This is a genomic window from Methylobacterium sp. PvP105, assembly GCF_017876975.1.
Classification (GTDB): Bacteria; Pseudomonadota; Alphaproteobacteria; order Rhizobiales; family Beijerinckiaceae; genus Methylobacterium; species Methylobacterium radiotolerans.
Window position 1 is genome coordinate 4,152,679 of the sequence record NZ_JAGIPA010000001.1, and the last position, 19,835, is coordinate 4,172,513.

Annotated in this window: 17 protein-coding genes; 10 read left to right on the forward strand and 7 right to left on the reverse strand. The window is 70.2% G+C overall.

All coding sequences use genetic code 11. From position 1 onward, the window contains the following. Window position 1 precedes the first annotated feature (1 nt). Entirely contained in the window at window positions 2-232 is a 231-nt protein-coding gene (locus J3A75_RS20475; RefSeq protein ID WP_012319949.1) for a hypothetical protein, read from the reverse strand. A gap of 568 nt (window positions 233-800) precedes the next feature. Between J3A75_RS20475 and J3A75_RS20480 the strand changes: the two genes are divergently transcribed. The 8 genes from J3A75_RS20480 to J3A75_RS20515 all read left to right on the forward strand — a co-directional run bounded on the left by J3A75_RS20480 (window position 801) and on the right by J3A75_RS20515 (window position 8,239). Beyond that, window positions 801-1,088: a hypothetical protein gene (locus J3A75_RS20480; RefSeq protein ID WP_012319950.1), complete on the forward strand. Its 288-nt coding sequence runs from the start codon at window positions 801-803 to the stop codon at window positions 1,086-1,088. Between the two features lie 82 nt (window positions 1,089-1,170). Continuing rightward, on the forward strand, window positions 1,171-2,067 hold the full coding sequence (locus J3A75_RS20485; protein ID WP_012319951.1) for a LysR substrate-binding domain-containing protein: 897 nt from the start codon (window positions 1,171-1,173) through the stop codon (window positions 2,065-2,067). Window positions 2,068-2,293: 226 nt separating this feature from the next. Next, entirely contained in the window at window positions 2,294-3,043 is a 750-nt protein-coding gene (locus J3A75_RS20490; protein ID WP_012319952.1) for an SDR family NAD(P)-dependent oxidoreductase, read from the forward strand. A 10-nt stretch (window positions 3,044-3,053) separates the two neighbouring features. Continuing rightward, window positions 3,054-3,917 carry a transketolase gene (locus J3A75_RS20495; RefSeq protein WP_029360996.1) on the forward strand — a complete coding sequence of 288 codons (864 nt, stop codon included), beginning with the start codon at window positions 3,054-3,056 and terminating at the stop codon, window positions 3,915-3,917. After that, window positions 3,914-4,936 (forward strand): transketolase family protein, encoded by a 1,023-nt coding sequence (locus J3A75_RS20500; RefSeq protein ID WP_070999809.1) that lies wholly within the window; start codon window positions 3,914-3,916, stop codon window positions 4,934-4,936. The genes J3A75_RS20495 and J3A75_RS20500 overlap by 4 nt, the downstream gene beginning before the upstream one ends. Then, complete coding sequence (locus J3A75_RS20505; protein WP_070999810.1) at window positions 4,927-5,814, forward strand: NAD(P)-dependent oxidoreductase; 888 nt, start codon at window positions 4,927-4,929, stop codon at window positions 5,812-5,814. The genes J3A75_RS20500 and J3A75_RS20505 overlap by 10 nt, the downstream gene beginning before the upstream one ends. Window positions 5,815-5,827: 13 nt before the next feature. Then, the gene (locus J3A75_RS20510; RefSeq protein WP_012319956.1) at window positions 5,828-6,067 is read left to right on the forward strand and encodes a hypothetical protein; all 240 of its coding nucleotides are present in this window, start codon (window positions 5,828-5,830) and stop codon (window positions 6,065-6,067) included. A gap of 279 nt (window positions 6,068-6,346) precedes the next feature. Next, window positions 6,347-8,239 (forward strand): TRAP transporter large permease subunit, encoded by a 1,893-nt coding sequence (locus J3A75_RS20515; RefSeq protein WP_012319957.1) that lies wholly within the window; start codon window positions 6,347-6,349, stop codon window positions 8,237-8,239. Between the two features lie 478 nt (window positions 8,240-8,717). Here J3A75_RS20515 and J3A75_RS20520 read toward each other — a convergent pair whose 3' ends face one another. From J3A75_RS20520 to J3A75_RS20540, 5 genes are all read right to left on the reverse strand, one after another. Beyond that, window positions 8,718-10,355 carry an acyl-CoA synthetase gene (locus J3A75_RS20520; protein ID WP_070999811.1) on the reverse strand — a complete coding sequence of 546 codons (1,638 nt, stop codon included), beginning with the start codon at window positions 10,353-10,355 and terminating at the stop codon, window positions 8,718-8,720. Then, entirely contained in the window at window positions 10,355-11,389 is a 1,035-nt protein-coding gene (locus J3A75_RS20525; protein WP_012319960.1) for a TRAP transporter substrate-binding protein, read from the reverse strand. The genes J3A75_RS20520 and J3A75_RS20525 overlap by 1 nt, the downstream gene beginning before the upstream one ends. Before the next feature lie 244 nt (window positions 11,390-11,633). Then, entirely contained in the window at window positions 11,634-12,146 is a 513-nt protein-coding gene (locus tag J3A75_RS20530; RefSeq protein ID WP_070999812.1) for an ureidoglycolate lyase, read from the reverse strand. Further along, window positions 12,143-12,982: a bifunctional allantoicase/(S)-ureidoglycine aminohydrolase gene (locus tag J3A75_RS20535; RefSeq protein ID WP_070999813.1), complete on the reverse strand. Its 840-nt coding sequence runs from the start codon at window positions 12,980-12,982 to the stop codon at window positions 12,143-12,145. Before J3A75_RS20535 ends, J3A75_RS20530 begins: the two co-directional genes overlap by 4 nt. A 52-nt stretch (window positions 12,983-13,034) precedes the next feature. After that, window positions 13,035-14,345, reverse strand: coding sequence for a dicarboxylate/amino acid:cation symporter (locus J3A75_RS20540; RefSeq protein ID WP_053622422.1), 1,311 nt, complete (start codon window positions 14,343-14,345; stop codon window positions 13,035-13,037). 207 nt (window positions 14,346-14,552) lie between these two features. Here J3A75_RS20540 and J3A75_RS20545 point away from each other — a divergent pair, with 207 nt between their 5' ends. Both J3A75_RS20545 and J3A75_RS20550 read left to right on the forward strand, forming a co-directional pair. Then, entirely contained in the window at window positions 14,553-15,434 is an 882-nt protein-coding gene (locus tag J3A75_RS20545; RefSeq protein ID WP_012319964.1) for a LysR family transcriptional regulator, read from the forward strand. Window positions 15,435-15,629: 195 nt separating this feature from the next. Further along, entirely contained in the window at window positions 15,630-17,444 is a 1,815-nt protein-coding gene (locus J3A75_RS20550; protein WP_070999814.1) for an acyl-CoA thioesterase, read from the forward strand. A gap of 7 nt (window positions 17,445-17,451) precedes the next feature. Here J3A75_RS20550 and J3A75_RS20555 read toward each other — a convergent pair whose 3' ends face one another. Then, complete coding sequence (locus tag J3A75_RS20555) at window positions 17,452-19,785, reverse strand: putative bifunctional diguanylate cyclase/phosphodiesterase (protein ID WP_070999815.1); 2,334 nt, start codon at window positions 19,783-19,785, stop codon at window positions 17,452-17,454. Window positions 19,786-19,835: the final 50 nt, after the last annotated feature.

Consider the following 19,835-nt stretch of genomic DNA (forward strand, 5'->3'; position numbering starts at 1 on the left):
TCTATTCCGCGGCCTCCGCGTGGATGGCCTCACCGAGAGCCTCGCGCCGCGCGCTGTTCAGAATGCGCTGCCGGGCTTGGGGCTCCTGTATCGCCTGCCAGAGGCGGAACAGCTCGGAGGTCATGCACAGCTCGCAGGCGTCGCCGTCCGGTGCGTAGAAGGCCTCGACCGGACAGCCAACGACGGCTGCGATCTCGCGCAGGCGCGCGACTGCTCGAACATCGATGGCCATCGGAGACGGAATTCCCACACGACACTAGCGCTCGGGCTACCATCGCCGAACCCGGGGCATCAAGGGATCGGTCTGTACCAGACCTGATCCGAACGTATCAGTTCGAACAGATCGGGGTATGTGGTCTCCACGTCGACCGCGACGGGTGCGCCTCTGCAAAAGCCGAAGACGTGATCAGGGGCGGTAAGGTCCCGTCACGACCGGCGTAGTCGCGGCCCGCGACCGCCCGGGTCTGGCAGTGAGCCGCGTCGGATCAGTCACCGCGATCGACCGGACCTGCTGGATCACCATCGCCTGTCGATCCGGATGCCGCCCGCGGCGTCGATCAGGATGTCAACGCCTGGCCGGTACGCGCCGCACGACCCGAAAGACCGACGGCGGCGGGACAAACCTGGCCGCCGAGCTGTTCACGCGGCCTCGGAATCGCTGATTGTGCAGCAATCGGGGGGGCGTTCGACGAAAGATTATCGACCGGAAGCTTCCCGTTAACGAAGCGTAAACTTTTGTGACGTGATCCTGGGACAGTGATCGGGCGCAGGACCCGGCACGCAGATCGGGCGAGGTTCCGATGATCGTCTTGATTGCCGCAGCCATCGTCAGCGGCCTCGCGACAGCCGCGATCCTGGCGCCGGTGAGCGCCCTGGCGGCAATGATCATCGCGCCCCTCGCGGCTAGCGCGTCCGCCATCCTCGCCTGCATCTTCATCGCGTGGCGCAACACCCGCGACGATGTCGGGCCGCCCGATCTCGAGGCGCAGGCCGACGCGATGGTGGCCGTCCTCTGCGAAGTCGCGCAACAGGGCAAGATCGTCCCGGTCGCCGCACCGGTCCGGGTCCGCGGTCCCCGGTCGGCCTGATCCCGCCGCACGCCGGCCGCAATACCGGTGTTGCGGCCGGCCCCGTTGCCAGCAGCGCCGGTCGCGGCCCATTCTACCCGCGATGAGGCCGCCCGTACCCCTCTCCGCCGTCCGGATCTTCGAGGCTGCCGCGCGGCGGCGGTCGTTCAAGGCCGCGGCCGGTGAACTCAACCTGTCCCCGAGCGCGGTCAGCCATGCCCTGCGCAAGATGGAAGAGACCCTGGGCGTCGCGCTGTTCGAGCGGGTGGGCCAGGGCATCGCGCCGACACCGGCCGGGGAGGCGCTCCGCGACCATGTCGGCCGCGCCTTCGCGGAACTGGACCGCGGCTTCGATCTCGTGGCCAATCGCGGGCCGCAATTGCTCAGGCTGCACTGCGCGCCGAGCTTCGCCGCGCAGTGGCTGGCGCCGCGGCTGGCCCGGTTCCTGAGCGCCCATCCGGGCGTCGAAGTGCGGCTCGCCGCGGGCATGGACTACGCCCGGTTCATCACCGACGAGTTCGATGCCGACATCGTGTACGGACCGCCCCGCGGCGAAGGTCTGGTGCGGCTGCCGCTGGGCCCGGAGACCGTCACGCCGCTCTGCGACCCGGCGCGGGCGGCCCGGATCCGCGAGCCGTCCGATCTGCTGGCGCAGACCCTGATCCAGAGCGACAACAAGCAGGTGCGCTGGACACACTGGTTCGAGCGGAACCGACTCGCGACGCAGCCGAGCGCGGGCATCCGCTTCGACCGGAGCTTCCTGGCCCTGGCGGCCGCCGCGGACGGCCTCGGCGTCGCCCTGGAATCCACCCGCCTCGCCGAGCGGGAACTGGCGACCGGGCGCCTCGTCGCCCCGTTGTCCGGGCGCTCGCAGGACCTCAGCTACGTCGGCCACCACTTCGTCTGTCCGGCCGACGCGCGCCGGCGGGCGCCGCTCCGGGTCTTCGCGCGATGGCTGACCGAGGAGCTCGGGGTACCGCTGGGTCCCGACCTCGCCTGAACGCGGACAAAGATGACCGGGATTCACCTGCGGGTGCAAATTCCGCGTTTGTCGCGGGCGCGCCGCGCCGACACTCTCCTCCCGACAAGACAGGCGCGAGAAGACGACGCCGCAGAGTGCTCGATCCGCGGCCTCAGGACTCGACGCGCGGCTGACGGCCCGGTGTCTCCCGTCGCGACGACAGGTTCGATCCCGCGCAGTCGCGGATCGGCGGGAGGACTCTTCCATGCTGTTGAACGACCGGGTGTGCGTGATCACCGGCGCAGCCTCCGCCCGCGGCATCGGCAAGGCCACCGCGCGGCTCTTCGCGCGCCACGGCGCCCGCGTCGCCGTCCTCGATCTCGACGTCGGCCAGGCCGAGGCCGCCGCCCGCGACATCGGGCCGGGCCATGTCGGCTTGGCCTGCGACGTCACCGACCGGGCGGCCTGCTCTGCGGCGGCGGATGAGATCGTCGGCCGCCTCGGGCGCATCGACGTGCTCGTCAACAACGCCGGCATCACCCAGCCTCTCAGGATCATGGAGATCGAGCCGGAGGACTACGACGCGGTCACCGACGTGAATCTGCGCGGCACGCTCTACATGAGCCAGGCGGTGATCCCGACGATGCGCGGCCGGGGCTCAGGCGCGATCGTGTGCATGTCGTCGGTCTCGGCCCAGCGGGGCGGCGGCATCTTCGGCGGGCCCCATTACAGCGCCGCCAAAGGTGGCGTCCTCGGCTTGGCGAAAGCGATGGCCCGGGAGTTGGGGCCCGACGGGGTGCGGGTGAATTCCGTGACCCCTGGCCTGATCCAGACCGACATCACGGGCGGCAAGCTCACGCCCGAGCTGACAGCCGAGATCGCCAGCGGCATCCCGCTCGGGCGCCTCGGTGTGGCGGACGACGTCGCCAACGCCTGCCTGTTCCTCGCCTCCGACCTGTCCACGTACATCACCGGCGCGGTGATCGACGTGAACGGCGGCATGCTGATCCACTGAGGAGGCCGACGTGGCGATCGACGTCCCGACCGAGCGGCCGCGCGCCGGCTCCAACGTGCCGCTCGCCGAGCGCGCCTATCGCATCCGCCGCCACGCCCTGCGCATGGGCGAGGTTCAGGGCCAGGGCTATATCGCCCAGGCGCTCGGCATCGCCGACGTGCTGGCGGTGAGCTACTTCCACGCCCTCACCTACCGGCCCGCGGATCCCGAATGGGAGGGTCGCGACCGCTTCCTGCTGTCGATCGGCCACTACGCCATCGCCCTCTACGCGGCCCTGATCGAGGCCGAGATCCTCCCCGAGGACGAGCTGGCGAGCTACGGCGGCGACGACAGCCGCCTGCCGATGTCCGGCATGGCCGCCTACACGCCCGGCATGGAGATCACCGGCGGCTCGCTGGGCCACGGGCTCGGCATCGCGGTCGGCATGGCGCTCGGGCTGAAGCGGAAGCGCTCCCGGAGCTTCGTCTACAACCTGTTCTCCGACGGCGAGCTGAACGAGGGCTCGACCTGGGAGGCCGCGATGTCGGCCGGCTCGTTCAGGCTCGACAACCTGATCGGCCTCGTCGACGTGAACGGCATGCAGGCGGACGGCGCCTCGACCGGGGTGCTCGACTTCGAGCCGCTCGCACCGAAATTCGAGGCCTTTAACTGGTTCGTGCAGCGGGTCGACGGCAACGACATCGACGCGCTGGTCCGGGCCTTCGACGCCGCCCGCGACCACCCCGGCCCGCGGCCCCGGATCATCATCTGCGACACCCGCATGGCGAAGGGCGTGCCGTTCCTGGAGACGCGCGAGCGCAACCACTTCCTGCGGGTCGAGCCGGACGAGTGGCAGCGGGCCCTGGCGATCCTGGACGAGGGGAGAGCGCGGTGAGACGCTCCAAGTACGAGAGGCCCTCCCTCCGCGCGGCCGGCGGCGCCACGACCTCGGCGATGATCGCCTCACTCGCTGCGCCCGGGCAGCGCACGAAGGCCGCGCCCTTCGGCCACGCCCTGGTCGCACTCGCCGAGACGCGCCCCGACATCGTCGGCCTCTCGGCCGACCTGTCGAAATACACGGACCTGCACATCTTCGCGCAGGCCCATCCCGAGCGCTTCTACCAGATGGGGATGGCCGAGCAGCTGCTGATGAGCGCGGCCGCGGGCCTCGCCCGGGAGGGATTCACGCCCTTCGCCACCACCTACGCGGTGTTCGCGGCGCGGCGCGCCTACGACTTCATCTGCCTCGCGATCGCGGAGGAGAATCTCGACGTCAAGATCGCCTGCGCCCTGCCCGGCCTGACCACGGGCTACGGCCCGAGCCACCAGGCGACGGAGGATCTCGCGATCTTCCGCGGGATGCCGAACCTCACGATCATCGACCCCTGCGACGCCCACGAGATCGAGCAGGTCGTCCCCGCCATGGCGGCCCACAGGGGGCCGGTCTACCTGCGGCTCCTGCGCGGCAACGTCCCCCTCGTGCTCGACGCGTACGGCTACCGGTTCGAGCTCGGCAAGGCCAAGACGATCCGCGACGGCCGCGACGTCCTCGTGATCTCTTCGGGCCTCATGACCATGCGCGCCCTGGAGGTCGCCGAGGCCCTGCGCGACGACCGGGTCGACGTGGCGGTGCTGCACGTGCCGACGATCAAGCCCCTCGACGCGGCGACGATCCTCCACGAGGCCGGGCGCGGCGGCCGGCTCGTGGTGGTCGCCGAGAATCACAGCGTGATCGGCGGGCTCGGCGAGGCGGTGGCCGGTCTCCTCATGCGCGCGGGCGTCGGACCGGGCCGCGGCTTCCGCCAGATCGGGCTGCCGGACGAGTTCCTCGACGCCGGCGCCCTGCCGACGCTCCACGACCGCTACGGTATCTCGGCCACCGCGATGGCACGGAGCATCCGCGCATGGCTCTGAGCCAGATCGCCCTCGTCGGCCTCGGCGCCATGGGCCTGCCGATGGCGACCAACCTGGTCGCGGCGGGATTCGCCGTCCGCGGCTACGACCTGCGGCCCGAGAGCCGGGGCGCCTTCGCGGCGGCCGGCGGGGCCGCGGCCGACACGCCGGCCGCAGCCGCCGCGGGCGCCGACGCGCTCCTCCTCATGGTGGTGAACGCCGCGCAGGCCGAGGACGTGCTGTTCGCGCAGGGCGCCCTCGAAGCCCTCGCGCCGGACGGCATCGCGGTCCTGATGGCGACCTGCCCGCCGCGATCGGTGGAGCACCTCGCCGAGCGCGTCGCGGCGTCCGGCCGCCGCTTCGTCGACGCGCCGGTCTCGGGCGGGGTCGTCGGCGCGCAGGCCGGCACCCTCACCGTCATGGCGGCGGCGCCCGCGGGGACCCTCGCCGCGCTGAGGCCGGTTCTCGACGCCTTGGGCGACCGGATCTTCCACGTCGGCGAGCGACCCGGACAGGGCGCCACCGTGAAGGCCGTCAACCAGCTCCTGTGCGGCGTGCACATCGCCGCGGCCGCCGAGGCGCTGGCGCTCGCCGGGCAGGTCGGCGTCGACCTCGGCGTGTGTCTGGAGATCCTCTCGGGTTCCTCGGCCGCCAGCTGGATGCTGCGTGACCGCGGTCCCCGGATGCTGGAGGACGCGCCCCGGGTCACGAGCGCGGTCGACATCTTCGTCAAGGACCTCGGCATCGTGCTCGAAGCCGGCCGCGGCGTCGGGGCGGCGCTGCCGCTCGCGGCGCTCGCCCACCAGCTCTTCGTCTCGAGCGCGGGGCGCGGCGACGGCGCCGCCGACGACAGCCAGGTGATCCGCGCCTACCGCCTGCTCAACGGCGCGGGGGCCTGACGCGGCACGGGCCATGCGACGACGGGCCCGGATCCGCCGGAAGTCGACGGCGGAACTCGCGCGGACCGAAGCCCTGACGCGCCGTCCGACGCCCGAGACGCGCCTCGGCCTCCAGCGTCTGCTACCGCCGGCGCTCGCCCTGTCGGCCTGCGCATCTTCGCCCGGCGCCGCACCGGACCCGACCTTACGGTCGCTCGCGGCGCTCGACACGTTTCGCGAGGAGACCGACGGCTTCCGGGAGACGGAGCCGTGACCCGCCCATGGGCAGGGCTCGGACACCGAACCGCTGGCGCGATCCCGAGCGGCGCCGGGGCGGCCACACGTAGGGACTGGAGAAGGAAGTACGGCGGCGCGGCACGCCCGCATCCTGAGGACGGATCGCGCGGACCGACCGGAAGTGTTTGCCGGCGGACCGGATAACGGTATCGGAGAGCGAAGGCGCGCCGAGACGCACCACGAGAAACACGCGAAGACGCATGTGGGCCGATCCCGCCGCCAGCGGCGTCGGGAGCGGCTCCGACGGAGGGGCGCCATGCAGATCGATGTTGCGGCCGTCGAGTCGACGGCTGGGATTGGGTTGTCGGGACCGCCACTGCGCGCCCGGGGCTGGCTGCGCCGGCTGGATGCCGGGCTCGGCTACCTCGTGGAGATCCCGGCGGCGCTGCTCGTCCTGGCCGAGATCGCGGTGCTGCTCGGCGGTGTCGTCAGCCGTTACGTGTTCCGTGACCCCATCATCTGGTCGGACGAACTCGCCTCGATCCTGTTCCTGTGGCTCGCCATGCTGGGCGCCGTGGTCGCCTTCCGGCGCGCCGAGCACATGCGCATGACCGCCTTCGTGGCCATGAGCGGCCCGCGTCTGCGCGCCTTCCTGGAGACCGTTGCTCTGGTCGCCGGCCTGATCTTCGTGGCCCTGCTGCTGGAGCCGGCCTTCGAGTTCGCCAGCGAGGAGACCTTCGTCCAGACGCCGGCTCTGGAGCTCAACAACGCCTGGCGCGCCGCCGCCCTGCCGATCGGCCTCGGCCTCATGCTGATCGTGGCCCTCATCCGCCTCCTCGAGACCGCCGACTGGAAGCTGACCGCGGGGGCGCTGGTCCTCGGCGGCGGCGTTGCCGCGGGCCTGCTGGCGCTGCAGCCGTGGCTCGCCAACCTCGGCAATCTCAACCTGCTGCTGTTCTTCGTCGTCGGCGTCGGCGCGCTGGTCTTCTCCGGTGTGCCGATCGCCTTCGCGTTCGGCCTCTCGACCTTCGCCTACATCGCGCTCACCACCGACGCGCCCTCCATGGTGGTGGTCGGCCGCATGGACGAGGGCATGAGCCACCTCATCCTGCTCGCTGTGCCGCTCTTCGTGTTCCTCGGCCTGCTGATCGAGATGACCGGCATGGCCCGCGCCATGGTCGGGTTCCTGGCCTCGTTGCTGGGCCACGTGCGCGGCGGCCTGCACTACGTTCTGGTCGGGGCGATGTACCTCGTCTCGGGCATCTCCGGCTCGAAGGCCGCCGACATGGCGGCCGTGGCGCCGGTGCTGTTCCCCGAGATGAAGGCCCGGGGCGCCAAGGAGGGCGATCTCGTCGCTCTGCTCGCCACCACCGGTGCGCAAACCGAAACAATCCCGCCCTCGATCGTGCTGATCACGATCGGCTCGGTCACCGGCGTCTCGATCACCGCCCTGTTCACCGGCGGCCTGCTCCCGGGCCTCGTTCTGGCCGCGACGCTGTGCGCGCTGGTCTGGTGGCGCTACCGCCGCGAGGACCTGAGCCACGTGGCCCGTCCGTCGGGCCGCGTCATCGGCCGCGCCTTCCTGGTCGCGATCCCGGCGCTCGCCCTGCCCTTCGTGATCCGCTTCGCTGTCGTCGAGGGAATCGCCACCGCCACCGAGGTCTCGACCATCGGCATCGTCTACGCGGCTCTGGCAGGTCTGCTGATCTACCGCCAGTTCGAGTGGCGGCGGCTCTACCCGATGCTGGTGACCACAGCGACCCTGTCCGGCGCGATCCTCCTGATCATCGGCGCGGCCACCGGGATGGCGTGGGCGCTGACGCAGTCGGGCTTCTCTCAGACGCTCGCCGAGGTAATGAAGAGCCTGCCGGGCGGCGCGCTCGGCTTCCTGTTCGTCTCGGCCTTCGCCTTCATCATTCTGGGCTCGGTGCTGGAGGGCATCCCGGCGATCGTGCTGTTCGGGCCGCTCCTGTTCCCGATCGCGCGGGCGGTCGGCGTCCACGAGGTCCACTACGCGATGGTGGTGATCCTCGCGATGGGAATCGGCCTGTTCGCCCCGCCCTTCGGCGTCGGCTACTACGCGGCCTGCGCCATCAGCCGGATCCATCCCGATGCCGGGATGCGCCCGATCGTCGGCTACATCGTGGCCCTGCTGATCGGCCTCCTCGTCATCATCCTTGTCCCCTGGTTCTCGATCGGCTTCCTCTGACGACCGCGACCAAGGCGTAGGCGCCGAGCGCGGTCAGATCATGCCGGCGCCGCCGGTGCGAATGATCCGCTCGCGCTGCTCGGCGTAGCGTTCGGCCGCGGCGCGTCGCACTGCATCCTCGAGACGGCTGACGAGGTTCGCGAGCACTGTCATCGGATTCGGATCCCGCTCAGGGCCGGGCGGGGCGCCCGGATTGCTGCAATGCAATATGCGCGGGCCGTGGGGACATGTCAGGGGCTCCGCATCTCCGAGCTGTCATGCAGCGGGATCATGATGCGCGCGGAGCGAAGCGGACCGGGCCGTTCGCCTCGGACGTATGTCTGCCGTCGGTCGGTGCAGTGCGGCGGCGACGCGCGCTCGGATCCTCGTACCGAGTCGGTGCCGGCTTGGACACAGCCGGCCTCGCGAGGGGATCAGATCCGTTCGGCGGCGCGAGGACAGAGGGCGCCGCATCGACCGGGCGGGATCGCCGAGTGCCTCATCGGCTCTGTCGGACCGTCCGCCCGTCGAGAGGCAGGTCGCCCCGCTCTTCCAGTCCCTCGCGGATCGCGCGCTTCGTCACCTTGCCGTAGCCGGACTTCGGCAGGGAGTCCCAGAAGTACACGCGCCGCGGCAGCTTGTAGCGGGCGACGTCGGCCGACAGCCACGCGATCAGCTCGCCCTCCTCCACCGCGGTTCCGGGACGCGCGACGCAGACCGCGACGCCGACCTCGCCCCAGGCGGGATCCGGCACGCCGAGGATCGCGGCCTCGGTGATTGCCGGATGGGTCAGGAGCTTCTCCTCGATCTCGCGCGGATACACGTTCGAGCCGCCGGAGATGTACATGTCCGAGGCGCGGCCGGTGATGAACAGGAAGCCTTCCGCGTCCAGGTGGCCGAGATCGCCGGTCCGGAACCAACCGTCGCGGAAGGCCGCCGCGTTGGCCTCCGGATTGTCGTAGTAGCCCGCGAACACGGCTGGGCCGCAGACGCAGATCTCCCCGGTGGCGCCGGGCGAACATTCGCGGCCCTCCGTGTCCTGGATCTGGACCTGCATGCCGGTGCGCTCGAACCCGCAGGTGCCGACTTTCACGTCCGGCCCGTCCTCGGCCGCGTGCAGGCGAGGCGGCAGCACCGTGATGTTGCCGGTCACCTCGCCCAGGCCAAAGTACTGCACCAGCACCGGGCCGAGCACCCGCAGCGCGTGCTGCTGGTCCGCCCGGTACATCGGCGCGCCCGCGTAGATGACGTGGCGCAGGCTCGAATGATCGTGCGCCGCCACGGCCGGATGCTCGGTCAGAAGCTTCACGATGGTCGGCACGGTGAAGAGGTTCGTGACGCGCCACGCCTCGACGAGCGCCCAGACCTCCGCGGGGTCCAGCCGCTCGCCGGCGGTCAGCACTGTCTTGGTGCCGGCCGCGACCTGCGCGAGCTGGTGGATGCCGGCCCCATGCGACAGCGGCGCGACGACCAGGGACGCGTCGGCCTCCGTCGTGCCCGGCATCAGGTCGCAGAGGTGGTTGGTGATGACGAAGGCCATCTGGCCGTGTGTCAGGACCGCCGCCTTCGGGCGGCCCGTCGTCCCCGAGGTGAAGAAGAACCAGCACGGATCGTCGTGCTCGACATCGGCGACGGGGGCGGCCGCGCCCCGATGGTCGGCGACGAGCGTGTCGTAATCGGCTCCGAAGGTTGCGCCCCCGATCTCGACGACGCGGTCCAGGTCGGGGCAGGCCTCGCGCACGGCGGCGGCGTGGTCCGGAAACCCCGCGCCGCAGATCAGCGTGGAGGCGCCGCTGGCGCGCGCCAGATAGGCGATCTCCGCGGGTGTCTGCCGGAAATTGGCCGGCACCCAGACCGCCCCCAGCCGGAAGCAGACGAACATCGACTCGAAGAGCTGGTTGCTGTTGCGCGCCTGGACCAGCACGCGGTCACCCTTGGTCACGCCGCGGGCGGCGAGCGCCGCCGCCATCGCGTCGACACGGGCGTCGAGCTCGGCCCAGGTCCAGTGCCGCGCACCCCAGGCGAGCCCTATCGCGTCCGGAAACCGGCGCGCGGCCCTCCGCAGGAAATGGGCGAGATTCATCACCCGCCGGGAGCACGGCGCGACCCCGCCGCGCGGCGCCCCCGCGGCGACCATCAGGTGAGCTTCCCGCAGGCCTTCTCGAGCAGCGACCAGCCCTCCTCGCCGTACCGGCCCTTCCACTCGGCGTAGAACCCGGCCTTCCGCAGCTTGTCGCGGAAGGGCTCAGGGTCGGGCTTGTTGAAGACCATGCCGTTCTTCGAGAGTTCCGCCTGCAGGTTGGCGTTGAGCTGGGCGACATCGGCCCGCTCCTTCATCCCGGCGGCGTTGATGTGGCGGGCGACCGTCTCGCGCAGGTCCGGCGGGAGGCGCTCCCAGGCGCGGCGGTTCGCCAGGAACCAGTACCCATCCCACATGTGGTTCGTGAGCGAGCAGTACTTCTGCACCTCGTAGAACTTCGTCGTGGAGATGACCGCGAGCGGGTTCTCCTGGCCTTCGACGATCTTGGTCTGCAGGGCCGAGTAGGTCTCGTTCAGGTTGATCGAGGCGGGTGCCGCGTCGAAGGCCTTGAACATCGAGGTCCAGAGCGGCGAGACCGGGACGCGGATCCGGAAGCCCTTGAAGTCGTCGGGCGTGGCGATCGGCCGGGTGGACGAGGTGGTCTGCCGGTAGCCGTTGTCCCAGATCTTCTCCATGGCGACGAGGCCGGCCTTGGCGATCTGCTGGCGGACCCAGGCGCCGAGCTCGCCGTCCATGGCCGGCCAGACGGCGTCGTAGCTCGGGAAGGCGTAGCCGATGCCGTTGATCGACGCGTTGGGCACCAGGGTCGAGAGGATCAGGGGCGACATCGTGAAGAATTCGACGCTGCCCGAGCGCAGCTGGCTCAGCGTGTCGGTGTCGGAGCCGAGCTGACTCGTCGGGAAGATCTTGAGGTCGAACCGGCCGCCGGTCTCAGTGCGGAGCGCCTCCGCCATCTCGCGGGCGCGGATGTTCATCGGGTGCGTGTCGGGCAGGTTGTTGGCGTATTTGTAGGTGAACTCTGCCTTCTGCGCCCGCGCCACGTGCGGGGCCGCCAGCGTGCCGGCGACGAGGGCCGTCGAGCCGGTCACCAGGAATCGGCGGCGGGACAGGGGCGTGCGGTCCAGTGACATGGCGGCCTTTCCGGTGCGGGCCTGCCGGCCCGGCGTTTCCTCGGGTCCGCGTTGGTGCGGACTCTCTGGTTGCGGCCTCGATAGCCGCTGACCGGTGCCAGTCAACGGACTTTCGCAGCCTCGCCCCCGGGAATGATTGCATCCGGGTGCCCCCTGACACGCTCTGCACCGCGCGTGGCGGTCCCGCACGCGCGTGACCGAGGTCGCGCGGCGACGGCGCGGATGGCGCGATCCGCGCCGGCCTTCAGTCCTGGCCGGGCAGATGCACCGTCCAGGGCTCGGCGAAGGTGTGTTCCTCGAGGTTCGCGCCCGGGCCGCCGCGGTCGACCACGACGAAGTCCTGCGGCTGGCCGTAGGGCGTCAGCACGCCGTGCCACGTGTTGCGCGCGTAGCAGATCCCCTGCCCCGGCGCCGTCACGAAGGCGCGCGGCGGCCCGGGACGCCCGCTCGCGTCCGGGCAGACCACCACCAGGAACGGCGCCGCGCTCAGTGGCAGGAATGCCTGCGCGCCCAGCGGATGCCGTTCAACGAGGTCGAGCCGCAGCGGCATCGGGTAGGGCTGCGCCTCCACGAGCCCGATCACCACGCGCGAGCCCTCGCCGACGACCTCGACCGCCGCCATGTCGTGGAAGCGGCGCGCCATCCCGCCGTTCATCGGCCGCGGCGCCACCGCGGCCGCGTCGATCACCGTGCCGAATGGCGCGAACGCCTCGGCCGTGAGCGGCCGGGCGACGAGCGTGCGGGGGTCCGCGCTCACCGGCCGAGCCCGCGCGGCGCCAGCGCCGGGTGCCGGTTGACGTCCTTGTACAGCAGGTACCGGAACGGGCCCGGGCCACCCGCGTAGCAGGCCTGCGGGCAGAAGGCGCGCAGCCACATGAAGTCGCCCGCCTCGACCTCGACCCAGTCGCGGTTCAGCCGGTAGACCGCCTTGCCCTCCAGCACGAACAGCCCGTGCTCCATGACGTGGGTCTCCTCGAACGGGATCGAGGCGCCCGGGCGCAGGCTGACGATGTTGACGTGCATGTCGTGGCGCAGGTCGTCGGAGGCGACGAAGCGCGTGGTCGCCCAGGCACCGTCGGTGCCGACCATGCCGGCCGGCTCGACCGCCGACTCGTGCGTGACGAAGGAGCTCGGCGCGTCCAGGCCGGCGGCGGGCTGGTAGGCCTTGCGGACCCAGTGGAAGCGCACGGGTTCGTGGCCGTCGTTGCGCAGGGCCCAGGCGGCGCCGGGGGCGAGGTAGGCGTAGCTGCCCGGCCGCAGGGGGTGGCGCGCACCGTCCAGTGTGAGGTTGGCCGTGCCGGCGACCACGAACAGGACGCCCTGCGCCTGCGGCTCCGGCTCGGGGGCCTGGCTGCCGCCGCCGGGGGCGACCTCCATGAGGTACTGGGCGAAGGTCTCGGCGAAGCCCGAGAGCGGCCGGGCCAAGATCCAGGCCTGGGCATCGTCCCAGCCCGGCAGGCGGCTGGTGACGATGTCGCTCATCACGCCGTGGGGGATCACCGCGTAGGCCTCGGTGAACACCGCCCGGCCCGTCATCAGCCGCGTCTGGCCGGGCAGGCCTCCGCAGGGGGGATTGTAGGCTCCAGCGCTCATGGTCGGTCTCCGCGATTCGACTTCAAGCTGTAAACGTCGGGCCGGGGATCGGTCACGCGGTGTGCGGCTCCGCGACCGGTGCGTCGAGGATCTCCGCCGTGTCGGTGGTGTCCTCGCCGTTCAGGACGCGGTTGGCCTGCGCCCGGTCGATGTCGCCTTCCCAGGCGGCGATGACGACGGTCGCCACGCAATTGCCGATCAGGTTCCCGAGCGCGCGGGCGATGCCGACGAACCAGTCGACCGACAGGACGAGGACCAGCCCGATCACCGGGATCTCGGGAACCGCCGAGAGCGTCGCGGCGAGGACGACGATCGCCGAGCCTGGCACGCCGTGGGCGCCCTTCGAGGTCAGGAGCGCGATGCCGAGGATCAGCATCAGGTGGCCGAACGACAGGTCGGTGTTGGTCGCCTGGGCGATGAACACCGTGGCGAGGGTCAGGTAAAGGGAGAAGGCATCGAGGTTGAAAGAGTAGCCGGTCGGGATCACGAGGCCGACGGTCGATTCCTTGATGCCGAGCCGCTCCATCTTGCGCATGACCTGCGGGAGCACGCAGTCGGAGGAGGCGGTTCCGGCCACGACGGTCAGTTCCTCGCGCAGGTAGACGAGCAGCTTGAACAGGCTGAAGCCGGCGAGCCGCATGATGCTGCCGAGCACCAGGACCACGAAGAGCGCCACCCCCGCGTAGAACAGCACCACCAGCATGCTGAGCTGCTTGAGGGAGCCGACGCCGTATTTGCCGACCGTGAAGGCGACCGCGCCGAGCACGCCGAGCGGCGCCAGCCGCACGATGAAGCCGATGATCCGGAACAGGACCTCGGTGATGCGCTCCAGGCTGTCGGCCAGGGGCTTGCCGCGCTCGCCGAGGAGCGAGAGGCCGGAGCCGAACAGGAGCGCGAGGAGGAGGACCTGGAGGATGTCGCCCTTGGCGAAGGCGTCGACGAAGGTCGTCGGCACCAGCTTCATCAGGAAGTCGACGGTGCCCGTCACCTGACCGACCCGGTCGGTGTAGCTGGCGAGCGACTTGGCATCCAGCGTCGCCAGATCGACGTTCATCCCGTGACCGGGCGCGACGACGTAGGCGAGGACGAGGCCCAGCGTGAGCGCGATGGTCGTCACCACCTCGAAATAGATCAGGGATTTGAGGCCGACGCGGCCGACTTTCCGAAGGTCGCCCGCACCGACGATGCCGTGCACGACGACGCCGAAGACCAGCGGCGCGACAACCATCTTGATGAGCTTGATGAAGACGTCGCCCAGCGGCTTCAGGGTGACGGCAAAGTCGGGCCAGAGCCGGCCGACGAGGATGCCGATCATCAGGGCGGCGACAACCTGCCCGAACAGCGACCCGAACAAGCGCTTCAACGCAACCTCCCTGGAACGGCTAGCCCGGACCCGGCCGCGAACGCCCCGCCTCTCGTGGGCGGGTTCGATCGACGCGATCGCGGCGCGCGGCGGCCTGAGGCGGCGCAGTGCCGGGCCGGCCTTCCCGGCGGCAAAATCGTGCCGGACGATCTAGACGTCAAATATCTATTTCGTTTAGATTGAAACTTTGAGAGTTCTAATGACGCGATGGAACTGCGCCATCTCCGCTACTTCGTCGCCGTCGCCAAGCACCTGAGCTTCACCGCCGCGGCGGAGAGCCTCGGCGTCGCGCAGCCGCCGCTCAGCCAGCAGATCCGCGATCTGGAGGACGAGATCGGGACGGCCCTCTTCGAGCGGACGACCCGGCGCGTGGCGCTGACACGGGCCGGTCAGGACTTTCACATGCAGGCCATCAACCTGTTGGAGCGGGCCGCCGAGGCCGTCGAGCGGGCTCGGGCCATCGGCGCGGGCACCGCCGGCATCATCAATGTCGGGTTGACGGGCTCGATGCTGGCCGGGCCGCTCGGTCACGCGATCCGCAGCTTCGCGCAGGCCTACCCGGCCGTGGATCTGCGGATCCACGAGATGTCGCCGGACCGTCAGATCGCGATGCTGAAGGCCGGCCAGACCGACGTGAGCTTCCTGCGGGCCCCACCGCAGGATGCCGATCTGGTCCGAGTCCGCGCGTGGAGCGAGACCGTGAAGGCCGTCCTGCCGAACGGGCACCGCCTCGCGCGGGGCAGGCTGCGGCTCGCTGACCTGCGCGACGAGCGGTTCGTGTTCCTGCGCATGTCCGACTCGCTGTTCGCCAAATACCTCTGGGATTGCTGCGTCGAGGCCGGGTTCGTCCCCACCATCACCCATCAGGCCGTCGAGGCCGCCTCGCTGACGAGCCTCGTCGCGTCCGGCCTGGGCATCGCCATCATCCCGGAATACGTCGCCCGGCTGGCGCACGCCGGCGTGGTCTACAGGCCGCTGGACGGGCCCCGCATCCGCGCCGACGTCTTCGCGCTGTGGACCCCTGCGAAAGCCGCTCTGGTCGGCAACTTCGTCGATCTGGTCCGCGACAGTCAGAAGACCGCCGACTAGGCGGAGCACCGGACCCTACGACACAGGCCGAGAGCCGCGGGAATACGGGCTCCTCGGAGCGCCCACCGCAGGCCAGAAGCCCGATGTTTTTCCGTTAATGGATATCTTATATCCGCCTTCTTTTTTGGCCGCCATATTCCCGAAACGAATCTGATACGCTATTGCTGCTCTAGGTTCGGAGCGCTTGCAGCCACAATGCCTTCCCAGTTCATCCGCTCCGCGGCCTGGGCGCCCACGATTGCTTTGTCGTGGTTCTGGGGGCTCGGGTTCTTCTACGCGATCCATGTGACGCTCACCTACGGCTGGCTCGGGTTTCTTGCCTTCGCGCTGCCGAACGCGACGGGGCTCGGCCTGTTCGGCTGGGTCCTCGGCGCGCCCCGCCGGAACCTCGACACGATCGTGGCCGCCGTTCAGGGGCCGTACGCCCTGCTGTTCATGGGGGCACAGTTCTTCGCCGTCGCGATCACGATCTTCGGATTCGCCGCCTACGCGTGGATCCCGCTGTTCGGCCACGAGGCCGCCGTCGGCGTGGTCGCGCTGGTCCTCGTCGCCTGCTCGATCGGCCACGCGGTCCCGCTGCGCGGCATCCGGGTCATCCACGGCGGGGCGCTGGTTGTGGGGCTCGCGGCGGGCGCGGTCCTGCTCGGAGGGCTGCCCGGGGACGGGAGCGGCTGGGAGGTCCCGCTCCAGGCCTTCGACGAGCGCTTCTACGGGCTCGTCATCCCCTCGCTCGTCGGCTTCCTGCTCGGGCCCTGGATGGACATCCAGCAGTGGCAGCGCGCCGTGGAGATCCGGCGGTCGGGCGGATCGGTGCGCGCGGCCTACGTCACCGGCGCGCTCCTGTTCCTCGGCCTCCTGACGATCAACGCGCTGCTCGCCGCGCGGGCGGGACTCGGCACGCCGATCATCTCGTCGGACGGTGTTCCGGGAGCCTACGCGGCCGTGGCGCAGGCGATCGGTCGCGACCCCGCGGCCGGCGCTGTTGCGGCCTTCGTCATCTGGACGGCGATCGCCGCCGCGACCACGATCGACAGTTTCTACACCGCCACGCGCTGGCTCGGGACATCGATCACGGCGCGCAGCAACTCGCCGCTCCTCGCTTTCGTGCCGGCGGGACTCGTGGCGTCGCCGGTCTGGATCCTCGGTGCCGCGCTCGCCACCGCGGCGGCGGCGATCTGGGCGAACCTCTCGCTCCTCTACCTGATGATGCCCTTCGCCACGCTCCTCGTCGGGGCGGCGGCGTGTCTCGTATGCGAGACGCTCGGCGCGACGCGCCGGTACGACTCGGTCCTCACGTCCATGATCGGAGCGACGGCGTGCCTGATCTTCGCGACGGGCTACCTGGCGCCGAGTTGGGCGCTGCTCGCCATCGCGCCGCTGATCGGCCTGATCGGCGCCCTCCCGATGATCGCGGAGATCCTCGGCTGGCGCGCGGCGCCGCCGGTCGCTGAGCTGATCCCGGCGGCGGAGCGAACGCCGCGGGCGGCGCCGGTACCCGTCGCGGTGGACCAGACGGATGCCGTGGCGTCACACGGGTTCGACGGCCACTGGTTCGTCCTGCGCCTGATCCCGACCTACGACGACACCAATTCGGTCGGGAACGTCTATTTCGCCAACTACGTCCGCTGGGTCGGCAAGGCGCGCGAGCTGTTCTTCAACATCTGCATGCCGAATTTCGACCTGAAATCGACGGACTTCTACATCCTGACAAAGTCCTTCCATCACGATTTTCGCCGAGAGGCGATGGAGTTCGAGCCTGTCACGGTCCGGATCTCGATCGCGAGCCACAACCGGAAATTCGTGACCCTGGCGCACGAGATCCACAGCGAGGTCAACGGGCTGCTCGGGCGGGGTGAACAGTCGCTGATGTTCGTGGACACCGTCCACTATCGGCCCCTCGATATCCCGCGGACCATCATCGAGGGCTTCCTGCCGTACTGGCCGAAGACGTCTCCGCACGCCGTCGCGGGTGGGGGCGGCCCGACCGAGGTCGCGCCCCTCGGCGTCTGAGGCCGACTCACGCCGCCCGGACCGCCGCCGGGAGGAGCTGACGGCTGCGCGCCAGCGCCGCGGCCTGCTCGGCCGGCAGCGGCTTGCTGAACAGGTAGCCCTGGAATTCGTGGCAGCCCTGCTCCAGCAGGCAGGCGCGCTGCGCGTCCGTCTCCACGCCCTCGGCGGTGATGGTCATGTCGAGGCTCGTCGCCATGTCGATGATCGCGCTCACGATCGCCGCCGCGCCGCGCTCCTGCGGCAGGTCCCGGACGAAGCTCTGGTCGATCTTGATCTTGTCGAAGGCGATCCGGCGCAGGTAGCTCAAGCTCGAATAGCCGGTTCCGAAATCGTCGAGCGACAGCCGCACGCCCATCTCGCGCAGCTTCGAGAGCGTGGCGTTGATCGCCGGCGTGGCCTCCAGGAACACCGACTCGGTCACCTCGAGCTCCAGGCGCGCGGCGGCCAGCCCGCTCGTGCGCAGGGCGGACCGGACGAGCTGGGTCAGGTCCGAGTGGCGGAACTGCCGCGGGGACAGGTTGACGGCGATGCGGACATCCCCCGGCCAGCCGGCCGCGATCCGGCATGCCTCCCGCAGGATCCACTCGCCCAGCGGTATGATCACCCCGGTCTCCTCGGCGAGGGGGATGAACTCGCCGGGCGAGACGAAGCCGCGCACCGGGTGCTTCCACCGGATCAGCGCCTCGAAGCCGCGCACGCGGCACTCCTTGGCCGCCACGATCGGCTGGAAGTAGAGGACGAACTCGTCCCGATCGAGGGCGCCCCGCAGATCGGCCGTCAGGGCGCGGCGGGCCTCGATCCGCTCGTCCATCTCGGCCTCGTAGAAGCGGTAGCCGTTCCGGCCCTCGCTCTTCATGCGGTAGAGCGCGAGATCGGCGCGCCGCATGATCTCCTGGCAACCGTCCTGCGGAGCGATCGCGATCCCGATGCTGACGCTGACGGTCAGCCGGATGCCGTCGATGGTGAACGGCGACGCGAGCGCCTCCACGATGCCGTTGGCGAGCGCCTCGATCGCGTGCAGGTCCCGGGCGCTCCGGCCGGTGGCGAGGACCGCGAACTCGTCGCCCGCGAGGCGGGCGAGCTGGACATCGGAGGCCTCGAAGCTCCGGAGCCGCTCGGCGACCGACTTCAGGAGCTTGTCGCCGGCCGCGTGGCCGAACGTGTCGTTGACGCTCTTGAACTCGTCGAGGTCGAGGGCCAGCACGGCGAACCGATCGCCCTGCGCGAGCCGTTCCCGCGCCGCTTCCTGGAGCTGGTGGAACAGGACCCGGTTGGGCAGATCCGTCAGGGAATCGTGCAGGGCGAGATAGGACAGGCGCTCCTCGGAGCGCCGCTTCTCCGTCACGTCCGAGCCGACGCCGCGGTAACCCGAGAAGGCGCCGGCCCGGTCGAAGGTCGGCTTCCCGCTGAGGCACCAGGTCCGCCGCTCGCCGGCGATATCGAGCTGCAGGTGCAGGTTCCGGAAGGCCCGCCGCTCGGCGATGCAGCTCCAGAGGGTGGTGCTCGAGTGGCTCCTGGGCGGCGCCACCGGCGGCAGCAGCAGCCGCTCCAGCGGCAGGCCCATCAGCTGGCGCTCGGAGGAGCCGGCGACCTCGATCAGGCGCGGCGAGACGTGCTGGAGGCGCAGGTCGGCATCGGTCTCCCAGAGCCAGTCGCTGGCGCTCTCCTCGAACTCGTTGAGCAGGAGGTGGGTGAACTCCTGCTGCCGTTCCAGCTCGATCTGCGCGATGACCCGCATCGTCAGGAGCCGGCTCAGATGCAGGATCGTGAAGCAGATGAAGATCGCGTAGAAGAACAGCAGGACCGCGACGTAGATGTAGAAGGCCTCCCCGGTCGTCCCGAGGGCGATGAACGAGCCGAGGATGATCAGGCCGGAATAGCCGATGGCGACCCGCGGCAGCACCGCCGCGCTCATGCCGGTCGCGATCAGGCCCGCGATGCTGGAGGCGATCAGCAGCCGCCCGTGCGCGTCGGCGCCGGAGAAGAGCATGACCGGGATGGAGGCCAGGAGAAACCCGTAGGCCTGCGCGGCCAGCACGACGCCCTGCACGAACGACGACGGCACCTGGAGCGGCTTGGGACGGGAGCGCCAGCGCCAGCACTGCTGGAGCGAGACCACCGCCAGCGGCAGGATGAGCGTTTCGAGACCGGCGAGATAGGCGCGATTGGCCGGGTTCCAGAACAGGTAGACGATGACCTGTACGACGCTGAGACTCACAAGAATCGTGAAGGGTACCAAGCGCAGCGCGACGTCCAGCTGCTCGACGCGGGCGCGCGCGCGAAGGTTCGCGTCGAGTGGATCCGCCTTGCGATCGGTATCGATCAGGAAAGAAATCAACATCTCGCGCGACGCAAACGCCTTCTGAAAAGCCTTTACGATCGAAAACTGGG

What these genes read in the sequence shown, in the direction of transcription:
- J3A75_RS20550 (WP_070999814.1), top strand. Translation starts at nt 15,630, where the DNA reads ATGCCTTCCCAGTTCATCCGCTCCGCGGCCTGGGCGCCCACGATTGCT.
- J3A75_RS20505 (WP_070999810.1), top strand. Translation starts at nt 4,927, where the DNA reads ATGGCTCTGAGCCAGATCGCCCTCGTCGGCCTCGGCGCCATGGGCCTG.
- J3A75_RS20535 (WP_070999813.1), bottom strand. Translation starts at nt 12,982, where the DNA reads ATGAGCGCTGGAGCCTACAATCCCCCCTGCGGAGGCCTGCCCGGCCAG.
- J3A75_RS20520 (WP_070999811.1), bottom strand. Translation starts at nt 10,355, where the DNA reads ATGGTCGCCGCGGGGGCGCCGCGCGGCGGGGTCGCGCCGTGCTCCCGG.
- J3A75_RS20555 (WP_070999815.1), bottom strand. Translation starts at nt 19,785, where the DNA reads ATGTTGATTTCTTTCCTGATCGATACCGATCGCAAGGCGGATCCACTC.
- J3A75_RS20525 (WP_012319960.1), bottom strand. Translation starts at nt 11,389, where the DNA reads ATGTCACTGGACCGCACGCCCCTGTCCCGCCGCCGATTCCTGGTGACC.
- J3A75_RS20480 (WP_012319950.1), top strand. Translation starts at nt 801, where the DNA reads ATGATCGTCTTGATTGCCGCAGCCATCGTCAGCGGCCTCGCGACAGCC.
- J3A75_RS20490 (WP_012319952.1), top strand. Translation starts at nt 2,294, where the DNA reads ATGCTGTTGAACGACCGGGTGTGCGTGATCACCGGCGCAGCCTCCGCC.
- J3A75_RS20510 (WP_012319956.1), top strand. Translation starts at nt 5,828, where the DNA reads ATGCGACGACGGGCCCGGATCCGCCGGAAGTCGACGGCGGAACTCGCG.
- J3A75_RS20485 (WP_012319951.1), top strand. Translation starts at nt 1,171, where the DNA reads ATGAGGCCGCCCGTACCCCTCTCCGCCGTCCGGATCTTCGAGGCTGCC.
- J3A75_RS20545 (WP_012319964.1), top strand. Translation starts at nt 14,553, where the DNA reads ATGGAACTGCGCCATCTCCGCTACTTCGTCGCCGTCGCCAAGCACCTG.
- J3A75_RS20515 (WP_012319957.1), top strand. Translation starts at nt 6,347, where the DNA reads ATGCAGATCGATGTTGCGGCCGTCGAGTCGACGGCTGGGATTGGGTTG.
- J3A75_RS20475 (WP_012319949.1), bottom strand. Translation starts at nt 232, where the DNA reads ATGGCCATCGATGTTCGAGCAGTCGCGCGCCTGCGCGAGATCGCAGCC.